The organism is Stenotrophomonas sp. YJH_SMC_135 (assembly GCF_059372355.1).
In genome coordinates, this window is sequence record NZ_JCAFVN010000014.1 from 1 (window position 1) to 16654 (window position 16654).

Annotated in this window: 13 protein-coding genes and 1 tRNA gene; all 14 read left to right on the plus strand. The window is 63.4% G+C overall.

The features are described from left to right. The coding region (locus tag AC5P98_RS21725) for an EF-Tu C-terminal domain-related protein (RefSeq protein ID WP_487247787.1) at positions 1-141 on the plus strand (141 nt) is incomplete at its 5' end. A gap of 102 nt (positions 142-243) precedes the next feature. Continuing rightward, a tRNA-Trp gene (locus tag AC5P98_RS21730) sits at positions 244-319 on the plus strand. Between the two features lie 49 nt (positions 320-368). Beyond that, positions 369-782 (plus strand): preprotein translocase subunit SecE, encoded by a 414-nt coding sequence (gene secE, locus AC5P98_RS21735; RefSeq protein ID WP_014646044.1) that lies wholly within the window; start codon positions 369-371, stop codon positions 780-782. A gap of 10 nt (positions 783-792) precedes the next feature. Next, a complete protein-coding gene (gene nusG, locus AC5P98_RS21740) occupies positions 793-1353 on the plus strand; it encodes a transcription termination/antitermination protein NusG (protein ID WP_004154362.1) in 561 nt (186 codons plus the stop codon). 258 nt (positions 1354-1611) lie between these two features. Then, a complete protein-coding gene (gene rplK / locus AC5P98_RS21745) occupies positions 1612-2040 on the plus strand; it encodes a 50S ribosomal protein L11 (RefSeq protein WP_004145248.1) in 429 nt (142 codons plus the stop codon). Positions 2041-2044: 4 nt separating this feature from the next. Further along, positions 2045-2743, plus strand: a complete 699-nt coding sequence (gene rplA, locus AC5P98_RS21750) for a 50S ribosomal protein L1 (RefSeq protein WP_014646045.1) — start codon at positions 2045-2047, stop codon at positions 2741-2743. A gap of 386 nt (positions 2744-3129) precedes the next feature. Next, complete coding sequence (gene rplJ / locus AC5P98_RS21755) at positions 3130-3666, plus strand: 50S ribosomal protein L10 (protein ID WP_010480377.1); 537 nt, start codon at positions 3130-3132, stop codon at positions 3664-3666. A 63-nt stretch (positions 3667-3729) separates the two neighbouring features. Continuing rightward, positions 3730-4098 (plus strand): 50S ribosomal protein L7/L12, encoded by a 369-nt coding sequence (gene rplL, locus AC5P98_RS21760; protein WP_014646047.1) that lies wholly within the window; start codon positions 3730-3732, stop codon positions 4096-4098. A 329-nt stretch (positions 4099-4427) separates the two neighbouring features. Then, complete coding sequence (rpoB, locus tag AC5P98_RS21765; RefSeq protein WP_014036099.1) at positions 4428-8582, plus strand: DNA-directed RNA polymerase subunit beta; 4155 nt, start codon at positions 4428-4430, stop codon at positions 8580-8582. Positions 8583-8671: 89 nt separating this feature from the next. Continuing rightward, the gene (rpoC, locus tag AC5P98_RS21770; protein ID WP_049405436.1) at positions 8672-12895 is read left to right on the plus strand and encodes a DNA-directed RNA polymerase subunit beta'; all 4224 of its coding nucleotides are present in this window, start codon (positions 8672-8674) and stop codon (positions 12893-12895) included. A 284-nt stretch (positions 12896-13179) separates the two neighbouring features. Beyond that, a complete protein-coding gene (gene rpsL, locus AC5P98_RS21775; protein ID WP_004145320.1) occupies positions 13180-13554 on the plus strand; it encodes a 30S ribosomal protein S12 in 375 nt (124 codons plus the stop codon). 12 nt (positions 13555-13566) lie between these two features. After that, positions 13567-14040: a 30S ribosomal protein S7 gene (rpsG, locus tag AC5P98_RS21780; RefSeq protein WP_004145321.1), complete on the plus strand. Its 474-nt coding sequence runs from the start codon at positions 13567-13569 to the stop codon at positions 14038-14040. 141 nt (positions 14041-14181) lie between these two features. Then, a complete protein-coding gene (fusA, locus tag AC5P98_RS21785) occupies positions 14182-16323 on the plus strand; it encodes an elongation factor G (protein ID WP_014646050.1) in 2142 nt (713 codons plus the stop codon). 52 nt (positions 16324-16375) lie between these two features. Next, on the plus strand, positions 16376-16654 hold a 279-nt coding region (locus tag AC5P98_RS21790; RefSeq protein ID WP_308307142.1), incomplete at its 3' end, for a GTP-binding protein.

Consider the following 16654-nt stretch of genomic DNA (forward strand, 5'->3'; position numbering starts at 1 on the left):
GAAATGGTGATGCCGGGTGACAACGTCAAGATGGTCGTCACCCTGATCAACCCGGTGGCAATGGACGAAGGCCTGCGCTTCGCCATCCGCGAAGGCGGCCGTACCGTCGGCGCCGGCGTGGTCTCGAAGATCATCGAGTAAGCCTGCAGTACCGGTGGTTGCATAGCGCCGCCGGTTACGCGAATGGCGGGCCGGGAACCTCGGTCCGCCTTCGCCGTCTAAGGGAAGGCAAGTTTTCGACGTACGCCAGTAGCTCAATTGGCAGAGCAGCGGTCTCCAAAACCGCAGGTTGGGGGTTCGAGTCCCTCCTGGCGTGCCATCTGCCCACCTTACCCAGCGGCCTGCGCCGCTAAAGCAGACACAGCCGGATGAATAGCAAGATCGAACACTCCAAGGACAACTCCGCCAATGGTGGAGATATCGTCAAGTATGTCGCCGCATCGTTGCTGGTGCTGGCCGGTCTGTTCGTCTGGTTCTGGTTCTCCGCCGACTCCGGTCGCGCCGCCCAGCTGGGTGCGTGGGCGGGTCAGGTGCGTGCGTTGGCGGTCGTGGTCGGTCTGGTTGGCGGTATCGGCGTGTTCATGCTGACCGGCAAGGGGCGCGACACCCGCGAATTCCTCTCCGAGTCGCGCTTCGAACTGCGCAAGGTGGTCTGGCCGACGCGCCAGGAAGCCATCCGCATGACCTGGGTCGTGATCGTCGTGGTGCTCATCCTCAGCCTGCTGCTGGGTGGCTTCGACTTCCTGATCCAGAAACTGACTCAGTGGTTCCTGAGCCGCTAAGGAGAATTGCATGAAGCGTTGGTACGTCGTTCACGCCTATTCGGGCTTCGAGAAGTCGGTGGCGCAGGCCCTGCGCGATCGCATCGTCCGTGACGGCATGGAAGAGCGCTTCGGCGACGTCCTGGTCCCGACCGAAGAAGTGGTCGAGATGCGCGCTGGCCAGAAGCGCCGCTCCGAGCGCAAGTTCTTCCCGGGTTACGTGCTGGTCCAGATCGAGACCCACGAAGAAGCCGGTATTCCGCGCATCGACAACGAAAGCTGGCACCTGGTCAAGGAAACCCCGCGTGTGATGGGCTTCATCGGCGGTACTGCCGATCGTCCATTGCCGATCGCCGATTCCGAGGCCGAGGCCATCCTGAACCGCGTTCAGGAAGGTGTCGAGAAGCCGCGTCCGAAGGTGCTGTTCGAGCCGGGCCAGATGGTCCGCGTCACCGACGGTCCGTTCAATGATTTCAATGGCGTCGTCGAAGAAGTCAACTACGAGAAGAGCCGTCTGCGCGTCTCGGTGCTGATCTTCGGTCGTGCGACCCCGGTCGAGCTCGAGTTCGGCCAGGTCGAAAAGGCCGTCTGACCTGTCTGTAGCGTCGAGCATGGCTCGGCGTCGGACCAGAAACCGGGCCTGGCCCGGTTTCGTTCGTTTACCTGCCGCTTCAGGCATGTGAAGAAAAAACCTGTTATAGTGCGCGGCTCCCTGCTGGGAAAGCCAGCAGAACGAGGTCGCCGCTAGGTGGCCTTCAGCATGATTTCAAAACGCGATGCCGGGACGCGTGATTCCCGGTCCGATGGGGAGCCTGTTGTCGAAAGGCGCTAGCACCCGGAGAGCACTCACATGGCAAAGAAAGTTGTCGGTTACATCAAGCTGCAGGTGAAGGCCGGTCAGGCCAACCCCTCGCCGCCGGTCGGTCCTGCGCTGGGTCAGCGTGGTCTGAACATCATGGAATTCTGCAAGGCGTTCAACGCTGCCACGCAGAAGCTCGAGCCGGGTCTGCCGGTTCCGGTGATCATTACGGCCTACTCGGACCGTACGTTCACCTTCATCACCAAGAGCACCCCGGCTACCACCCTGCTGAAGAAGGCCGCTGGCATCTCGTCGGGCTCCAAGCGCCCGAACACCGAGAAGGTCGGCAAGGTCACCCGTAAGCAGCTGGAAGAGATCGCCAAGGCGAAGGAACCGGATCTGACTGCCGCCGACCTGGACGCCGCCGTGCGTACCATCGCTGGCTCTGCCCGTTCCATGGGCCTCGTGGTGGAGGGTTAATAAGATGGCACAGACCAAGCGTGAGAAGGCCATCAAGGCCGCCGTCGTTCCGGGCAAGGCGTACGCCTTCGAGGACGCGATCAACATCCTGAAGACCGCCACCAAGGCCAAGTTCGTCGAGTCGATCGACGTTGCCGTGCGCCTGGGCGTCGATGCGAAGAAGTCCGACCAGCAGGTCCGTGGCTCCACCGTGCTGCCGGCCGGTACCGGCAAGTCGGTCCGCGTCGCCGTGTTCGCTCCGGCCGGTGCCAAGGCTGATGAAGCCCTGGCCGCTGGCGCCGAAGCCGTCGGTATGGACGATCTGGCCGAGAAGATGCAGGCCGGTGATCTGAACTATGACGTCGTCATCGCGACCCCGGACGCCATGCGCGTCGTCGGTAAGCTGGGCACCGTGCTGGGCCCGCGCGGCCTGATGCCGAACCCGAAGGTCGGCACTGTTTCCCCGAACCCGGGTGAAGCCGTGAAGAACGCCAAGTCGGGTCAGGTCCGTTACCGCACCGACAAGGCCGGCATCATCCACTGCACCATCGGCAAGGCCGACTTCGCCGAAGACGCGCTGAAGTCGAACCTGACCGCGCTGCTGCTGGACCTGATCAAGGCCAAGCCGGCCACCTCGAAGGGCACCTACCTGCAGAAGGTTTCGGTCAGCTCGACGATGGGCCCGGGCGTCACCGTCGACCAGTCGTCGCTGACCCTGAAGTAATTGTTTCAAGCGGTCACGGTACCTTCGGTGCCGTGACCGTGACATTTGAAGGCATCGCTGGCAGTGCATCGCCTGCGGTAGCCGTCAAAGACCGCAGGCGCGGTCGTGGCAATACCGGCGACGGGCACGGAAGCTCGATCTGGCAAGGAGTCGCCGCCGGAGCAGTCATGAGCGCTTAATCGATTCCCCGGAATCACCCTGCGTAGATGGTGCCCTTCTGGAGTTTTTCTGGTTCACGCACGTCTGGGTTTCCCAGGTTGGCCCACTCCAGGTCTAGAACGGCCCACCCCCGGAACATCATCCCGATGTTCCCGGCGTCCAGGACGGATGCCGCACAGGACCGCACACGGCAGGAGCCGTAAGCGGAGTTCAATAGGAGGAGTGCAATGGCTCTCAATCTGTCCCAGAAGCAAGAAGTAGTCGCCGAGCTGGCAGACGTCGCCGCCAAGGCCCACTCCTTGATCGCAGCCGAATACGCTGGCACCACGGTCGCCCAGATGACCGCGATGCGCAAGCAGGCTCGTGAAACCGGTGTTTTCTTGAAGGTTGTCAAGAACACCCTGGCTTCGCGCGCCGTTGAAGGCACCGAGTTCGCAGTCGCCCAGGACCAGATGGTTGGTCCGCTGCTGTACGCGTTCTCGCTCGAGGAGCCCGGCGCTGCCGGTCGCCTGATCAAGGAAGCCGCCAAGGGCAACGACAAGCTGAAGGCTAAGGTCGTCGCCATCGGTGGCGAAGTGTTCCCGGCAAGCCACGTCGAAGTGCTGGCCTCGCTGCCGACCCGCGACCAGGCCCTGGCCATGCTGGCCCGCGTCCTGACCGAGCCGGTCACGATGTTTGCCCGCGCCATCAAGGCCGTTGGCGAGAAGCAGGGGGGTGGCGATGTCGCCGCCGACGCTGCCGAGCCGGCCGCCGAGACCGCCTGAGTTTCGACTTACCGTGGTTCCTGACGGAACCTCAACCCAGAAAATCATCCAAAGGTATTAATCATGTCCCTTACCAACGAACAGATCGTCGACGCCATCGCCGAGAAGTCCCTGATGGAAGTGATGGAGCTGGTCAAGGCCATCGAAGAGAAGTTCGGCGTCTCCGCCGCTGCTCCGGTTGCCGTGGCTGCTGCCGCTGGCCCGGCCGCTGCTGTTGAAGAGCAGACCGAGTTCACCGTCACCCTGAAGACCGCCGGCGAGAAGAAGGTCGAGGTCATCAAGGCCGTCCGCGCCATCACCGGCCTGGGCCTGAAGGAAGCGAAGGACCTGGCCGAAGCCGGTGGCGTCCTGAAGGAAGGCGCTTCGAAGGAAGACGCCGAGAAGATGAAGAAGGACCTGGAAGCTGCTGGCGCGACTGTCGAAGTCAAGTAAGCAGTTACCTTGCATCGTCACCGATTCACGGCGATGCAGCCAAGGCTGGGGGCGTAAGCCCCCGGCCTTTGGTCGTTGTTGCGGTACCGGTAGGGTCGACTGTTAGTCGACTGTTTCAAAAGCAGGAAAAAGCCCAACACGGGCTGCAGTCAAACCCCGGCAGGCCAGCGCACGGCGCGGCAGCGGGGGAGTGGTAGCAGACGAGTTGGCAGTTGGAAGTAGCGGGAGAAGGCGTGCTGGTGCCGGCAATACCAGCGACTTCCAACTGACAATTTCAAGTTCCCTTCGGATCGTGGGCGCACGATCCGCACAACAAGGTGGAAGACCTCATGACGTCCTATTCGTTCACCGAAAAAAAGCGTATCCGCAAGGATTTCGGCAAGCAGCGCTCGATTCTCGAAGTGCCGTTCCTGCTCGCCATCCAGGTGGATTCCTATCGTGAATTCCTGCAGGAAAACGTCGATCCGGCCAAGCGCACGGACCACGGCCTGCACGCTGCGCTGAAGTCGGTCTTCCCGATCGCCAGCTACAGCGGCAATGCTGCCCTGGAATACGTCGGCTACAAGCTGGGCGAACCGGTCTTCGACGAGCGTGAGTGCCGCCAGCGCGGCATGAGCTACGGCGCCCCGCTGCGCGTGACCGTGCGCCTGGTGATCTACGACCGTGAGTCGTCGACCAAGGCCATCAAGTACGTGAAGGAGCAGGAGGTCTATCTGGGCGAAATCCCGCTGATGACCGAGAACGGCACCTTCATCGTCAACGGCACCGAGCGCGTCATCGTCTCGCAGCTGCACCGCTCGCCGGGCGTGTTCTTCGACCACGACCGTGGCAAGACCCACAGCTCGGGCAAGCTGCTGTACAGCGCCCGCATCATTCCTTACCGCGGCTCCTGGCTGGACTTCGAGTTCGACCCGAAGGACGCGCTGTTCACCCGTATCGACCGTCGCCGCAAGCTGCCGGTGTCGATCCTGCTGCGCGCGCTCGGCTACAGCAACGAAGAGATGCTGGCCGAGTTCTTCGAGATCAACACCTTCCACATCAACCCGGATGAAGGCGTCCAGCTGGAGCTGGTGCCGGAGCGCCTGCGTGGCGAAACCCTGGGCTTCGACCTCGCCGACGGCGACAAGGTCATCGTGGAAGCCGGCAAGCGCATCACCGCGCGCCACATCAAGCAGCTGGAAGCCTCGGGCATCGCCGCCCTGGCCGTGCCGGACGACTACATCGTCGGCCGCATCCTGTCGCACGACGTGGTCGATGCCTCGACCGGCGAACTGCTGGCCCAGGCCAACGACGAGATCACCGACGAGCAGCTGCAGGCCTTCCGCAAGGCCGGCGTCGATGCGGTCGGCACCCTGTGGGTGAACGACCTGGATCGTGGCCCGTACCTGTCCAACACCCTGCGCATCGATCCGACCAAGACCCAGCTGGAAGCCCTGGTCGAGATCTACCGCATGATGCGTCCGGGCGAGCCGCCGACCAAGGATGCCGCGCAGAACCTGTTCCACAACCTGTTCTTCACCTTCGAGCGCTACGACCTGTCCGCGGTCGGCCGCATGAAGTTCAACCGTCGCGTGGGCCGCAAGGAAACCACCGGCGAAGCCGTGCTGTACGACAGCAAGTACTTCGGTGAGCGCAACGACGAAGAGTCCAAGCGCCTGGTCGCTGCCCACGGCGACAGCTCCGACATCCTGGACGTGATCAAGGTCCTGACCGAGATCCGCAACGGTCGCGGCGTGGTCGATGACATCGATCACCTGGGCAACCGTCGCGTGCGTTCGGTCGGTGAAATGGCCGAGAACGTGTTCCGCGTCGGCCTGGTCCGCGTCGAGCGCGCGGTCAAGGAGCGCCTGTCGATGGCCGAGTCGGAAGGCCTGACCCCGCAGGAACTGATCAACGCCAAGCCGGTCGCCGCTGCCATCAAGGAGTTCTTCGGCTCCTCGCAGCTGTCGCAGTTCATGGACCAGAACAACCCGCTGTCGGAAGTGACTCACAAGCGTCGCGTCTCGGCCCTGGGCCCGGGCGGTCTGACCCGTGAGCGCGCCGGCTTCGAAGTGCGCGACGTGCACCCGACCCATTACGGCCGCGTCTGCACCATCGAAACTCCGGAAGGCCCGAACATCGGCCTGATCAACTCGCTGGCCGTGTACGCCCGCACCAACCAGTACGGTTTCCTCGAGACCCCGTACCGCAAGGTCGTGGACGGCAAGGTCTATGACGAAGTCGAGTTCCTGTCGGCGATCGAAGAAAACGAGTACGTCATTGCGCAGGCCAACGCCCTGACCAATGCCGACAGCGTGCTGACCGAGCAGTTCGTTCCGTGCCGCTTCCAGGGCGAATCGCTGCTGAAGCCGCCGGCGGAAGTCCACTTCATGGACGTCTCGCCGATGCAGACCGTGTCGATCGCGGCCGCGCTGGTTCCGTTCCTGGAGCACGATGACGCCAACCGCGCACTGATGGGTGCCAACATGCAGCGTCAGGCCGTGCCGACCCTGCGTGCGCAGAAGCCGCTGGTGGGTACCGGCATCGAGCGCGCCGTGGCGCGCGACTCGGGCGTGACCGTGAACGCCCGTCGTGGTGGCGAGATCGTGCAGATCGACGCGGCCCGCATCGTGGTCAAGGTCAACGAGGAAGAGATCGTTGGCGCCACCGACGCAGGCGTGGACATCTACAACCTGGTCAAGTACACCCGTTCGAACCAGAACACCTGCATCAACCAGCGCCCGCTGGTCCAGGTCGGTGACGTCATCGCCCGCGGCGACGTGCTGGCCGACGGTCCGTCCACCGACATCGGCGAACTGGCCCTCGGCCAGAACATGCTGATCGCGTTCATGCCGTGGAACGGCTACAACTTCGAAGACTCCATCCTGCTCTCCGAGCGCGTGGTGGAAGAGGATCGTTACACCACGATCCACATCGAAGAGCTGACCTGCGTCGCGCGTGACACCAAGCTGGGGCCGGAGGAAATCTCCGCCGACATCCCGAACGTCTCCGAGCAGGCGCTGAACCGCCTGGACGAGAGCGGCGTGGTGTACATCGGCGCGGAAGTCCGTGCCGGCGACATCCTGGTCGGCAAGGTCACCCCGAAGGGCGAAAGCCAGCTGACCCCGGAAGAGAAGCTGCTGCGCGCGATCTTCGGCGAGAAGGCTTCGGACGTGAAGGACAGCTCGCTGCGCGTTCCGCCGGGCATGGACGGCACCGTCATCGACGTGCAGGTCTTCACCCGCGACGGCATCGAGAAGGACAAGCGCGCCCGCCAGATCGAAGAGTCTGAAATCAAGCGCGTCAAGAAGGACTTCGACGACCAGTTCCGCATCCTGGAAGCCGCCATCTACATGCGTCTGCGTTCGCAGATCGTGGGCAAGGTGGTCAACGGTGGCGCTGGCCTGAAGAAGGGTGACGTGATCACCGACGCCTTCCTGGACGGCCTGAAGAAGGCTGACTGGTTCGCCCTGCGCATGAAGGACGAGGACGCTTCGGAAGCCATCGAGCGCGCGCAGAAGCAGATCCAGGCGCACGAGAAGGAGTTCGAGCGTCGCTTCGCCGACAAGCGCGGCAAGATCACCGCCGGTGACGACCTCGCTCCGGGCGTTCTGAAGATGGTCAAGGTGTTCCTGGCCGTGAAGCGCCGCATCCAGCCGGGCGACAAGATGGCTGGCCGCCACGGCAACAAGGGTGTGGTGTCCAACGTGGTGCCGGTCGAGGACATGCCGTACATGGCCTCGGGCGAAACCGTGGACATCGTGCTGAACCCGCTGGGCGTGCCGTCGCGCATGAACATCGGCCAGATCCTGGAAGTGCACCTGGGCTGGGCCGCCAAGGGTCTGGGTCGCAAGATCCAGGCGATGATGGAAGCCCAGGCGGCGGTCGCCGACCTGCGCAAGTTCCTGGACGACATCTACAACCACGACGACACCAACGTGGCCAACCGTGTCGACCTGTCGCAGTTCAGCGACGAGGAACTGCTGCGCCTGGCCCGCAACCTGACCGACGGCGTGCCGATGGCTACCCCGGTGTTCGACGGCGCCACCGAAGCGGAAATCAAGCGCATGCTGGAACTGGCCGACCTGCCGAGCAGCGGCCAGACCCAGCTGTACGACGGCCGCACCGGTGAAGCCTTCGATCGCCACACCACCGTTGGCTACATGCACTACCTGAAGCTGAACCACCTGGTCGACGACAAGATGCACGCCCGTTCGACCGGTCCGTACTCGCTCGTCACCCAGCAGCCGCTGGGCGGCAAGGCGCAGTTCGGCGGCCAGCGCTTCGGTGAAATGGAAGTCTGGGCGCTGGAAGCCTACGGCGCGGCCTACACCCTGCAGGAAATGCTGACGGTGAAGTCCGATGACGTGCAGGGCCGCAACCAGATGTACAAGAACATTGTCGACGGTGAGCACGAGATGGTCGCGGGCATGCCGGAATCCTTCAACGTGCTCGTGAAGGAAATCCGCTCGCTGGCCATCAACATGGAACTGGAAGACAACTGATCCATGCCGGCGCGGCGGCCTCCGCCGCCGCGCCGCTGGCAGTCAACTGAAAGCCCATCGACACAGCATTCCTCCTTCTGGAGAACACCATGAAAGACCTGCTCAACCTCTTCAACCAGCAGCGCCAGACGCTGGACTTCGACGCGATCAAGATCGCGCTGGCCTCGCCGGACCTGATCCGTTCGTGGTCCTTCGGCGAAGTGAAGAAGCCGGAAACCATCAATTACCGTACCTTCAAGCCGGAACGCGACGGCCTGTTCTGCGCCGCCATCTTCGGCCCGGTGAAGGACTACGAGTGCCTGTGCGGCAAGTACAAGCGCATGAAGCACCGCGGCGTGGTCTGCGAAAAGTGCGGCACCGAAGTGACCCTGGCCAAGGTGCGCCGTGAGCGCATGGGCCACATCGACCTGGCGTCGCCGGTCGCGCACATCTGGTTCCTGAAGTCGCTGCCGTCGCGCATCGGCCTGATGCTGGACATGACCCTGCGCGATATCGAGCGCGTGCTGTACTTCGAAGCGTACGTGGTGACCGAGCCGGGCCTGACCGCCCTGGAGCGCCGCCAGCTGCTGACCGAAGAACAGTACCTGCAGGCCCGCCAGGAGCACGGTGACGACTTCGACGCCGCCATGGGCGCCGAGGCCGTGTACGAACTGCTGCGCACGATCGACCTGCAGTCGGAAATGACCCGCCTGCGCGAGGAAATCGCCGCTACCGGCTCGGAAACCAAGCTCAAGCGCCTCACCAAGCGCATCAAGCTGATCGAGGCCTTCCTGGAATCGGGCAACCGTCCGGAATGGATGGTCATGACCGTGCTGCCGGTGCTGCCGCCGGACCTGCGCCCGCTGGTCCCGCTGGATGGCGGCCGCTTCGCGACCTCCGACCTGAACGACCTGTACCGCCGCGTCATCAACCGCAACAACCGCCTGCGCCGCCTGCTCGAGCTGAGCGCGCCGGACATCATCGTGCGCAATGAAAAGCGCATGCTGCAGGAATCGGTCGATGCGCTGCTGGACAACGGCCGTCGCGGCCGTGCCATCACCGGCACCAACAAGCGCCCGCTGAAGTCGCTGGCCGACATGATCAAGGGCAAGCAGGGTCGCTTCCGCCAGAACCTGCTCGGCAAGCGCGTCGACTACTCGGGCCGTTCGGTCATCGTGGTCGGTCCGTACCTGCGCCTGCACCAGTGCGGCCTGCCGAAGAAGATGGCGCTGGAGCTGTTCAAGCCGTTCGTCTTCGCCAAGCTGCAGCGTCGTGGCCTGGCCACCACCATCAAGGCCGCCAAGAAGCTGGTCGAGCGCGAAGAAGCCGAAGTCTGGGACATCCTGGAAGAGGTCATCCGCGAGCATCCGGTGATGCTGAACCGTGCGCCGACCCTGCACCGTCTGGGCATCCAGGCGTTCGAGCCGGTGCTGATCGAAGGCAAGGCCATCCAGCTGCACCCGCTGGTCTGCACCGCGTTCAACGCCGACTTCGACGGTGACCAGATGGCCGTCCACGTGCCGCTCTCGCTGGAAGCCCAGCTGGAAGCGCGTGCGCTGATGATGTCGACCAACAACATCCTGTCGCCGGCCAACGGCGAGCCGATCATCGTGCCGTCGCAGGACGTCGTGCTGGGTCTGTACTACATGACCCGCTCGCTGGAAAACAAGAAGGGCGAGGGCATGGCCTTCGCCAACATCGCCGAAGTGAAGCGTGCCTACGACAACCGCGTGGTGGAACTGCACGCCAAGGTCAAGGTCCGCATCACCGAGGTGGTGACCGACGAAGACGGCAACAAGCAGAACAAGACCTCGATCGTGGACACCACGATCGGTCGCGCCCTGCTGGCTGAAATCCTGCCGGAAGGCCTGCCGTTCGCGCTGGCCAACACCGAGCTGACCAAGAAGAACATCAGCCGCCTGATCAACTCCAGCTACCGCCAGCTGGGCCTGAAGGACACGGTCGTGTTCGCCGACAAGCTGATGTACACCGGCTTCGCCTACGCGACCCGCGCCGGCGTCTCGATCGGCATCGACGACATGCTGATCCCGGACGAGAAGAAGGGCATCCTCACCGAGGCCGAAGCCGAAGTGCTGGAAATCCAGGAGCAGTACCAGTCAGGCCTGGTCACCGCCGGCGAGCGCTACAACAAGGTGGTCGACATCTGGTCGCGCACCAACGAGCGCATCGCCAAGGCGATGATGGACACCATCGGTACCGAGAAGGTGGTCAATGCCAAGGGCGAGACCATCGACCAGAAGTCGATGAACTCGCTGTACATCATGGCCGACTCCGGTGCGCGTGGTTCGCAGGCGCAGATCCGTCAGCTGGCCGGCATGCGCGGCCTGATGGCCCGCCCGGACGGCTCGATCATCGAGACGCCCATCAAGGCGAACTTCCGCGAAGGCCTGAACGTGCAGGAGTACTTCAACTCCACCCACGGTGCCCGTAAGGGTCTGGCCGATACCGCGCTGAAGACCGCGAACTCGGGTTACCTGACCCGTCGTCTGGTCGACGTCGCGCAGGACGTGGTGATCACCGAGGTGGATTGCGGTACCACCGAAGGCCTGATCATGACCCCGATCGTGGAAGGCGGCGACGTGGTCGAGCCGCTGAAGGACCGCGTGCTGGGTCGCGTGGTTGCCGAGGACGTGTTCCTGCCGGGCAACGACGAGGATCCGATCGTCACCCGCAACACCCTGCTCGACGAAGCCTGGGTCGCCAAGCTGGAAGATGCCGGCGTGCAGACCATCAAGGTCCGCTCGACCATCTCCTGCGAATCGGCGTTCGGTGTCTGCTCGCGCTGCTACGGCCGCGACCTGGCCCGTGGCCACCTGGTCAACATCGGTGAAGCAGTCGGCGTCATCGCCGCGCAGTCCATCGGTGAGCCGGGTACCCAGCTGACCATGCGTACGTTCCACATCGGTGGTGCGGCGTCGCGAGCTGCAGCGGTCGACAACATCACCGTCAAGACCACCGGCTCGGTCAAGTTCAGCAACCTCAAGTCGGTCGAGCATGCCAACGGCTCGCTGGTCGCAGTGTCGCGCTCGGGCGAAATCTCGGTGCTCGATGCCCACGGCCGTGAGCGTGAGCGTTACAAGCTGCCGTACGGTGCGACCATCACGTCCAAGGACGGTGATGCGATCAAGGCTGGCCAGACCGTGGCCAACTGGGATCCGCATAACCACCCGATCGTGTCGGAAGTGGCCGGCTTCATCCGCTTCATCGACTTCGTTGATGGCATCACCGTCATCGAGAAGACCGACGAGCTGACCGGCCTGGCTTCGCGCGAAATCACCGATCCGAAGCGTCGTGGTACCCAGGCCAAGGACCTGCGCCCGATCGTGCGCATCGTCGACGCCAAGGGCAACGACCTGTCGATTCCGGGCACCGACCTGCCGGCGCAGTACCTGCTGCCGCCGCGTTCGATCGTCAACCTGCAGGACGGCGCCCCGGTGGGCGTGGGCGACGTCGTCGCCAAGATCCCGCAGGAAGCGTCGAAGACCCGCGACATCACCGGTGGTCTGCCGCGCGTGGCCGACCTGTTCGAAGCGCGCAAGCCGAAGGATCCGGCGGTGCTGGCCGAGCGTTCGGGCATCATCAGCTTCGGTAAGGACACCAAGGGCAAGCAGCGCCTGATCATCAAGGACACCGATGGTTCGGAGCACGAAGAGCTGATCCCGAAGTACCGCCAGGTCATCGTGTTCGAAGGCGAGCATGTCACCAAGGGTGAAACCATCGTGGACGGCGAGCCGAGCCCGCAGGACATCCTGCGCCTGCTGGGCGTCGAGCCGCTGGCGGCCTACCTGGTGAAGGAAATCCAGGACGTGTACCGCCTGCAGGGCGTGAAGATCAACGACAAGCACATCGAGGTGATCACCCGCCAGATGCTGCGCAAGGTCGAGATCACCGATCAGGGCAGCAGCAAGTTCCTGAACGGCGAACAGGTGGAGCGTCAGCGCGTTATCGAGGAAAATGCGCGCCTGTCGGCCCGCAACGAGCTGCCGGCGCACTTCGATCCGGTCCTGCTGGGTATCACCAAGGCGTCGCTGGCGACCGAATCGTTCATCTCGGCCGCTTCGTTCCAGGAAACCACCCGCGTGCTGACCGAAGCGGCCGTCCGCGGCACCTCGGACAACCTGCGTGGCCTGAAGGAAAACGTCATCGTGGGTCGCCTGATTCCGGCCGGTACCGGCCTGGCGTACCACAGCAACCGCCGTCGCGGCGCTTCCGGTCTCACCGAGTCGGAAATGCAGACCCTGGCCGGTACCCCGGTCGCGGTCGAGGCGCCGGTGGTTGAAGCCGAAGCTGAACAGGCGTTGGGCGAAGAATGAGGTAGCCGGTCCGGCCGCAAGGCCGGACCACCCCATCGGTCCATCGATGGGATTGGGAAAGGGCAGGGGAGATCGTCCGCGATCGACCCTGTCAACCTGAACGGGGTACATGGAGGCCCCCCAGTAACGTCCCGGGATCAGGGACGGGCTTGACAGGAGGCGTTTGACTGCTTTCCTGGCAGGTTGCTACAATCGTCTGTCTCAGCAGGCCAGAATTTCGGCCTGCTTTAACATTTCCGCATCTCTGGTCGGATTTTCCGGCCACCAATCAGAAGAACCTACTGATGGCGACGATCAACCAGCTGGTCCGCAAGCCGCGGCAAGCGACCACCTACAAGAGTGCCTCGCCGGCGCTCGACAAGTGCCCGCAGCGCCGTGGCGTCTGCACCCGTGTCTACACCACCACTCCGAAGAAGCCGAACTCGGCTCTGCGCAAGGTTGCCAAGGTCCGCCTGACCAACCAGGAAGAAGTGATTTCCTACATCGGTGGTGAAGGCCACAACCTGCAGGAGCACTCCGTGGTCCTGATCCGCGGCGGTCGCGTCAAGGACCTGCCGGGTGTGCGTTACCACACCGTTCGTGGCTCGCTCGACGCCGCCGGCGTTGCCAAGCGTCGCCAGGCCCGTTCCAAGTACGGCGCCAAGCGTCCGAAGGCATAAGGAGAGAGCACTATGTCGCGTAAGGGTAATACTCCGCAGCGTTCCGTCCTGCCCGATCCGAAGCACGGAAGCGAAACCATCGCCCGCTTCATCAACATGGTCATGCAGAGCGGCAAGAAGTCCGTCGCCGAAAAGATCGTGTACGGCGCCATGGACGTGATCACCGAGAAGAACAGCAGCGCCAACGCCATTGAACTGGTGCAGAAGGCTCTGGACAACGTCGCTCCGGCGGTCGAAGTCAAGTCGCGTCGCGTCGGTGGTGCCACCTACCAGGTGCCGGTCGAAGTGCGTTCGTCGCGCAAGATGGCCCTGGCCATGCGCTGGCTGATCGACTCCGCGCGCAAGCGTGGTGAGAACACCATGCCGAAGAAGCTGGCTGCTGAACTGATCGACGCCTCGGAAAACCGTGGCGGCGCCATCAAGAAGCGCGAAGAAACCCACCGCATGGCCGAAGCCAACAAGGCATTCGCCCACTACCGCTGGTGAGTTTGACGGCCTTGTAAAACAGGCAGGGCAGCACCACTTCGGTGCGTGCTGCCTCGCGGTCCCAGAAGGGCTGCGCCAATCCGAAGGCCGCCGAAAGGCGGCGTTCGGCCATCCGAAATCCAAGAAATCTGAGAGGCTCCCGTGGCCCGTTCCACTCCCATCGAGCGTTACCGTAACTTCGGCATCATGGCTCACATCGATGCCGGCAAGACCACCACGTCCGAGCGCATCCTGTTCTACACCGGCAAGAGCCACAAGATCGGTGAAGTGCACGACGGCGCCGCCACCATGGACTGGATGGAGCAGGAGCAGGAGCGTGGCATCACGATCCAGTCCGCTGCCACCACCGCGTTCTGGAAGGGCATGGACAAGTCCCTGCCGGAGCACCGCTTCAACATCATCGACACCCCCGGGCACGTCGACTTCACCATCGAAGTGGAGCGCTCGCTGCGCGTGCTCGACGGTGCCGTCTTCGTCCTGTGTGCCGTCGGTGGCGTGCAGCCGCAGTCGGAAACCGTGTGGCGCCAGGCCAACAAGTACCACGTGCCGCGCATCGCGTTCGTCAACAAGATGGACCGCACCGGTGCCAACTTCCAGAAGGTCGTCGGCCAGCTGAAGGCCAAGCTGGGCGCGGTCGCCGTGCCGATGCAGCTGCCGATCGGCGCTGAAGACAATTTCAAGGGCGTTGTCGACCTGCTGAAGATGAAGGCCATCCATTGGGATGAGGCTTCGCAGGGCATGAAGTTCGAATACAGCGACATCCCGGCCGATCTGCAGGCGGCTGCCGAAGAGGCTCGCCAGTTCATGGTCGAGACCGCTGCCGAAGCCAGCGAAGAGCTGATGGAAAAGTACCTGGGCGGCGAAGAGCTGGCCGAGGCTGAAATCATCAACGCGCTGCGTACCCGCACCCTGGCCACCGAGATCGTGCCGATGTACTGCGGCTCGGCCTTCAAGAACAAGGGCGTGCAGGCCATGCTGGACGGCGTGATCCAGCTGCTGCCGTCGCCGGTCGACGTGCCGGACGTGAAGGGCGTGGACGTTGACGACGACACCGTCGAGATGACCCGCAAGTCGGACGACAAGGCTCCGTTCTCGTCGCTGGCCTTCAAGATCATCACCGACCCGTTCGTCGGCGCGCTGACCTTCTTCCGCGTCTACTCGGGCACCCTGAACGGTGGCGACACCGTGCTGAACTCGGTGAAGGGCAAGAAGGAGCGCATCGGTCGCATCCTGCAGATGCACTCGAACAATCGCGAGGAAATCAAGGAAGTTCTGGCTGGTGACATCGCTGCTGCCGTGGGCCTGAAGGACACCACCACCGGTGACACCCTGTGCGCCGTGGACGCGCCGATCATCCTGGAGCGCATGACGTTCCCGGAGCCGGTGATCTCGATGGCCGTCGAGCCGAAGACCAAGTCGGACCAGGAAAAGATGGGTCTGGCCCTGGGCCGTCTGGCGCAGGAAGATCCGTCGTTCCGCGTCAAGACCGACGAAGAGTCCGGCCAGACCATCATCTCGGGCATGGGCGAGCTGCACCTGGACATCATCGTCGACCGCCTGAAGCGCGAGTTCAACGTTGAAGCCAACGTCGGCGCGCCGCAGGTGGCCTACCGCGAAACCATCACCCTGGCCGACGTCAAGTCGGACTACAAGCACGCCAAGCAGTCCGGTGGTAAGGGTCAGTACGGTCACGTCGTGATCGAGCTGTCGCCGATCACCGCTGAAGACCGTGCCGATCCGAAGCTGGCTCCGGCCATCAAGGACGACTTCCTGTTCATCAACGACATCACCGGCGGCGTGATCCCGAAGGAATTCATTCCGTCGGTTGAAAAGGGCCTGCGCGAAACCATCACCAGCGGTCCGCTGGCTGGCTTCCCGGTCGTGGACGTCAAGGTGAAGCTGGTGTTCGGTTCGTACCACGACGTCGACTCCTCGGAAATGGCGTTCAAGCTGGCTTCGTCGATGGCCTTCAAGCAGGGCTTCGCCAAGGCCAAGCCGGTGCTGCTGGAGCCGATCATGAAGGTCGAGATCGTGACCCCGGAGGATTACCAGGGTGACGTGATGGGCGACGTCAGCCGTCGTCGCGGTGTGCTGCAGGGTTCCGACACCACCGGTGACGGTTCGGCCAGCATCATCAACGCGATGATCCCGCTGGGTGAAATGTTCGGCTACGCCACTGCGCTGCGTTCGCAGACCCAGGGCCGCGCCACCTTCACCATGGAATTCGATCACTACGAGCCGGCTCCGACCAACATCGCCGAAGCCGTCATGAAGAAGGGCTGAGCCTCGCTCAGCCTCTCTTGAAACCACTTACGAACAATCAAGGTATAGAACAATGGCAAAGGGTAAGTTCGAGCGCACCAAGCCGCACGTCAACGTCGGCACCATCGGTCACGTCGATCACGGCAAGACCACGCTGACCGCCGCACTGACCAAGATCGGTGCCGAGCGCTTCGGTGGCGAGTTCAAGGATTACTCCTCGATCGACGCCGCGCCGGAAGAAAAGGCTCGTGGTATCACGATCTCGACCGCGCACGTCGAATACGAATCCCCGATCCGTCACTACGCCCACGTTGACTGCCCGGGCCACGCTGACTACGTCAAGAACATGATC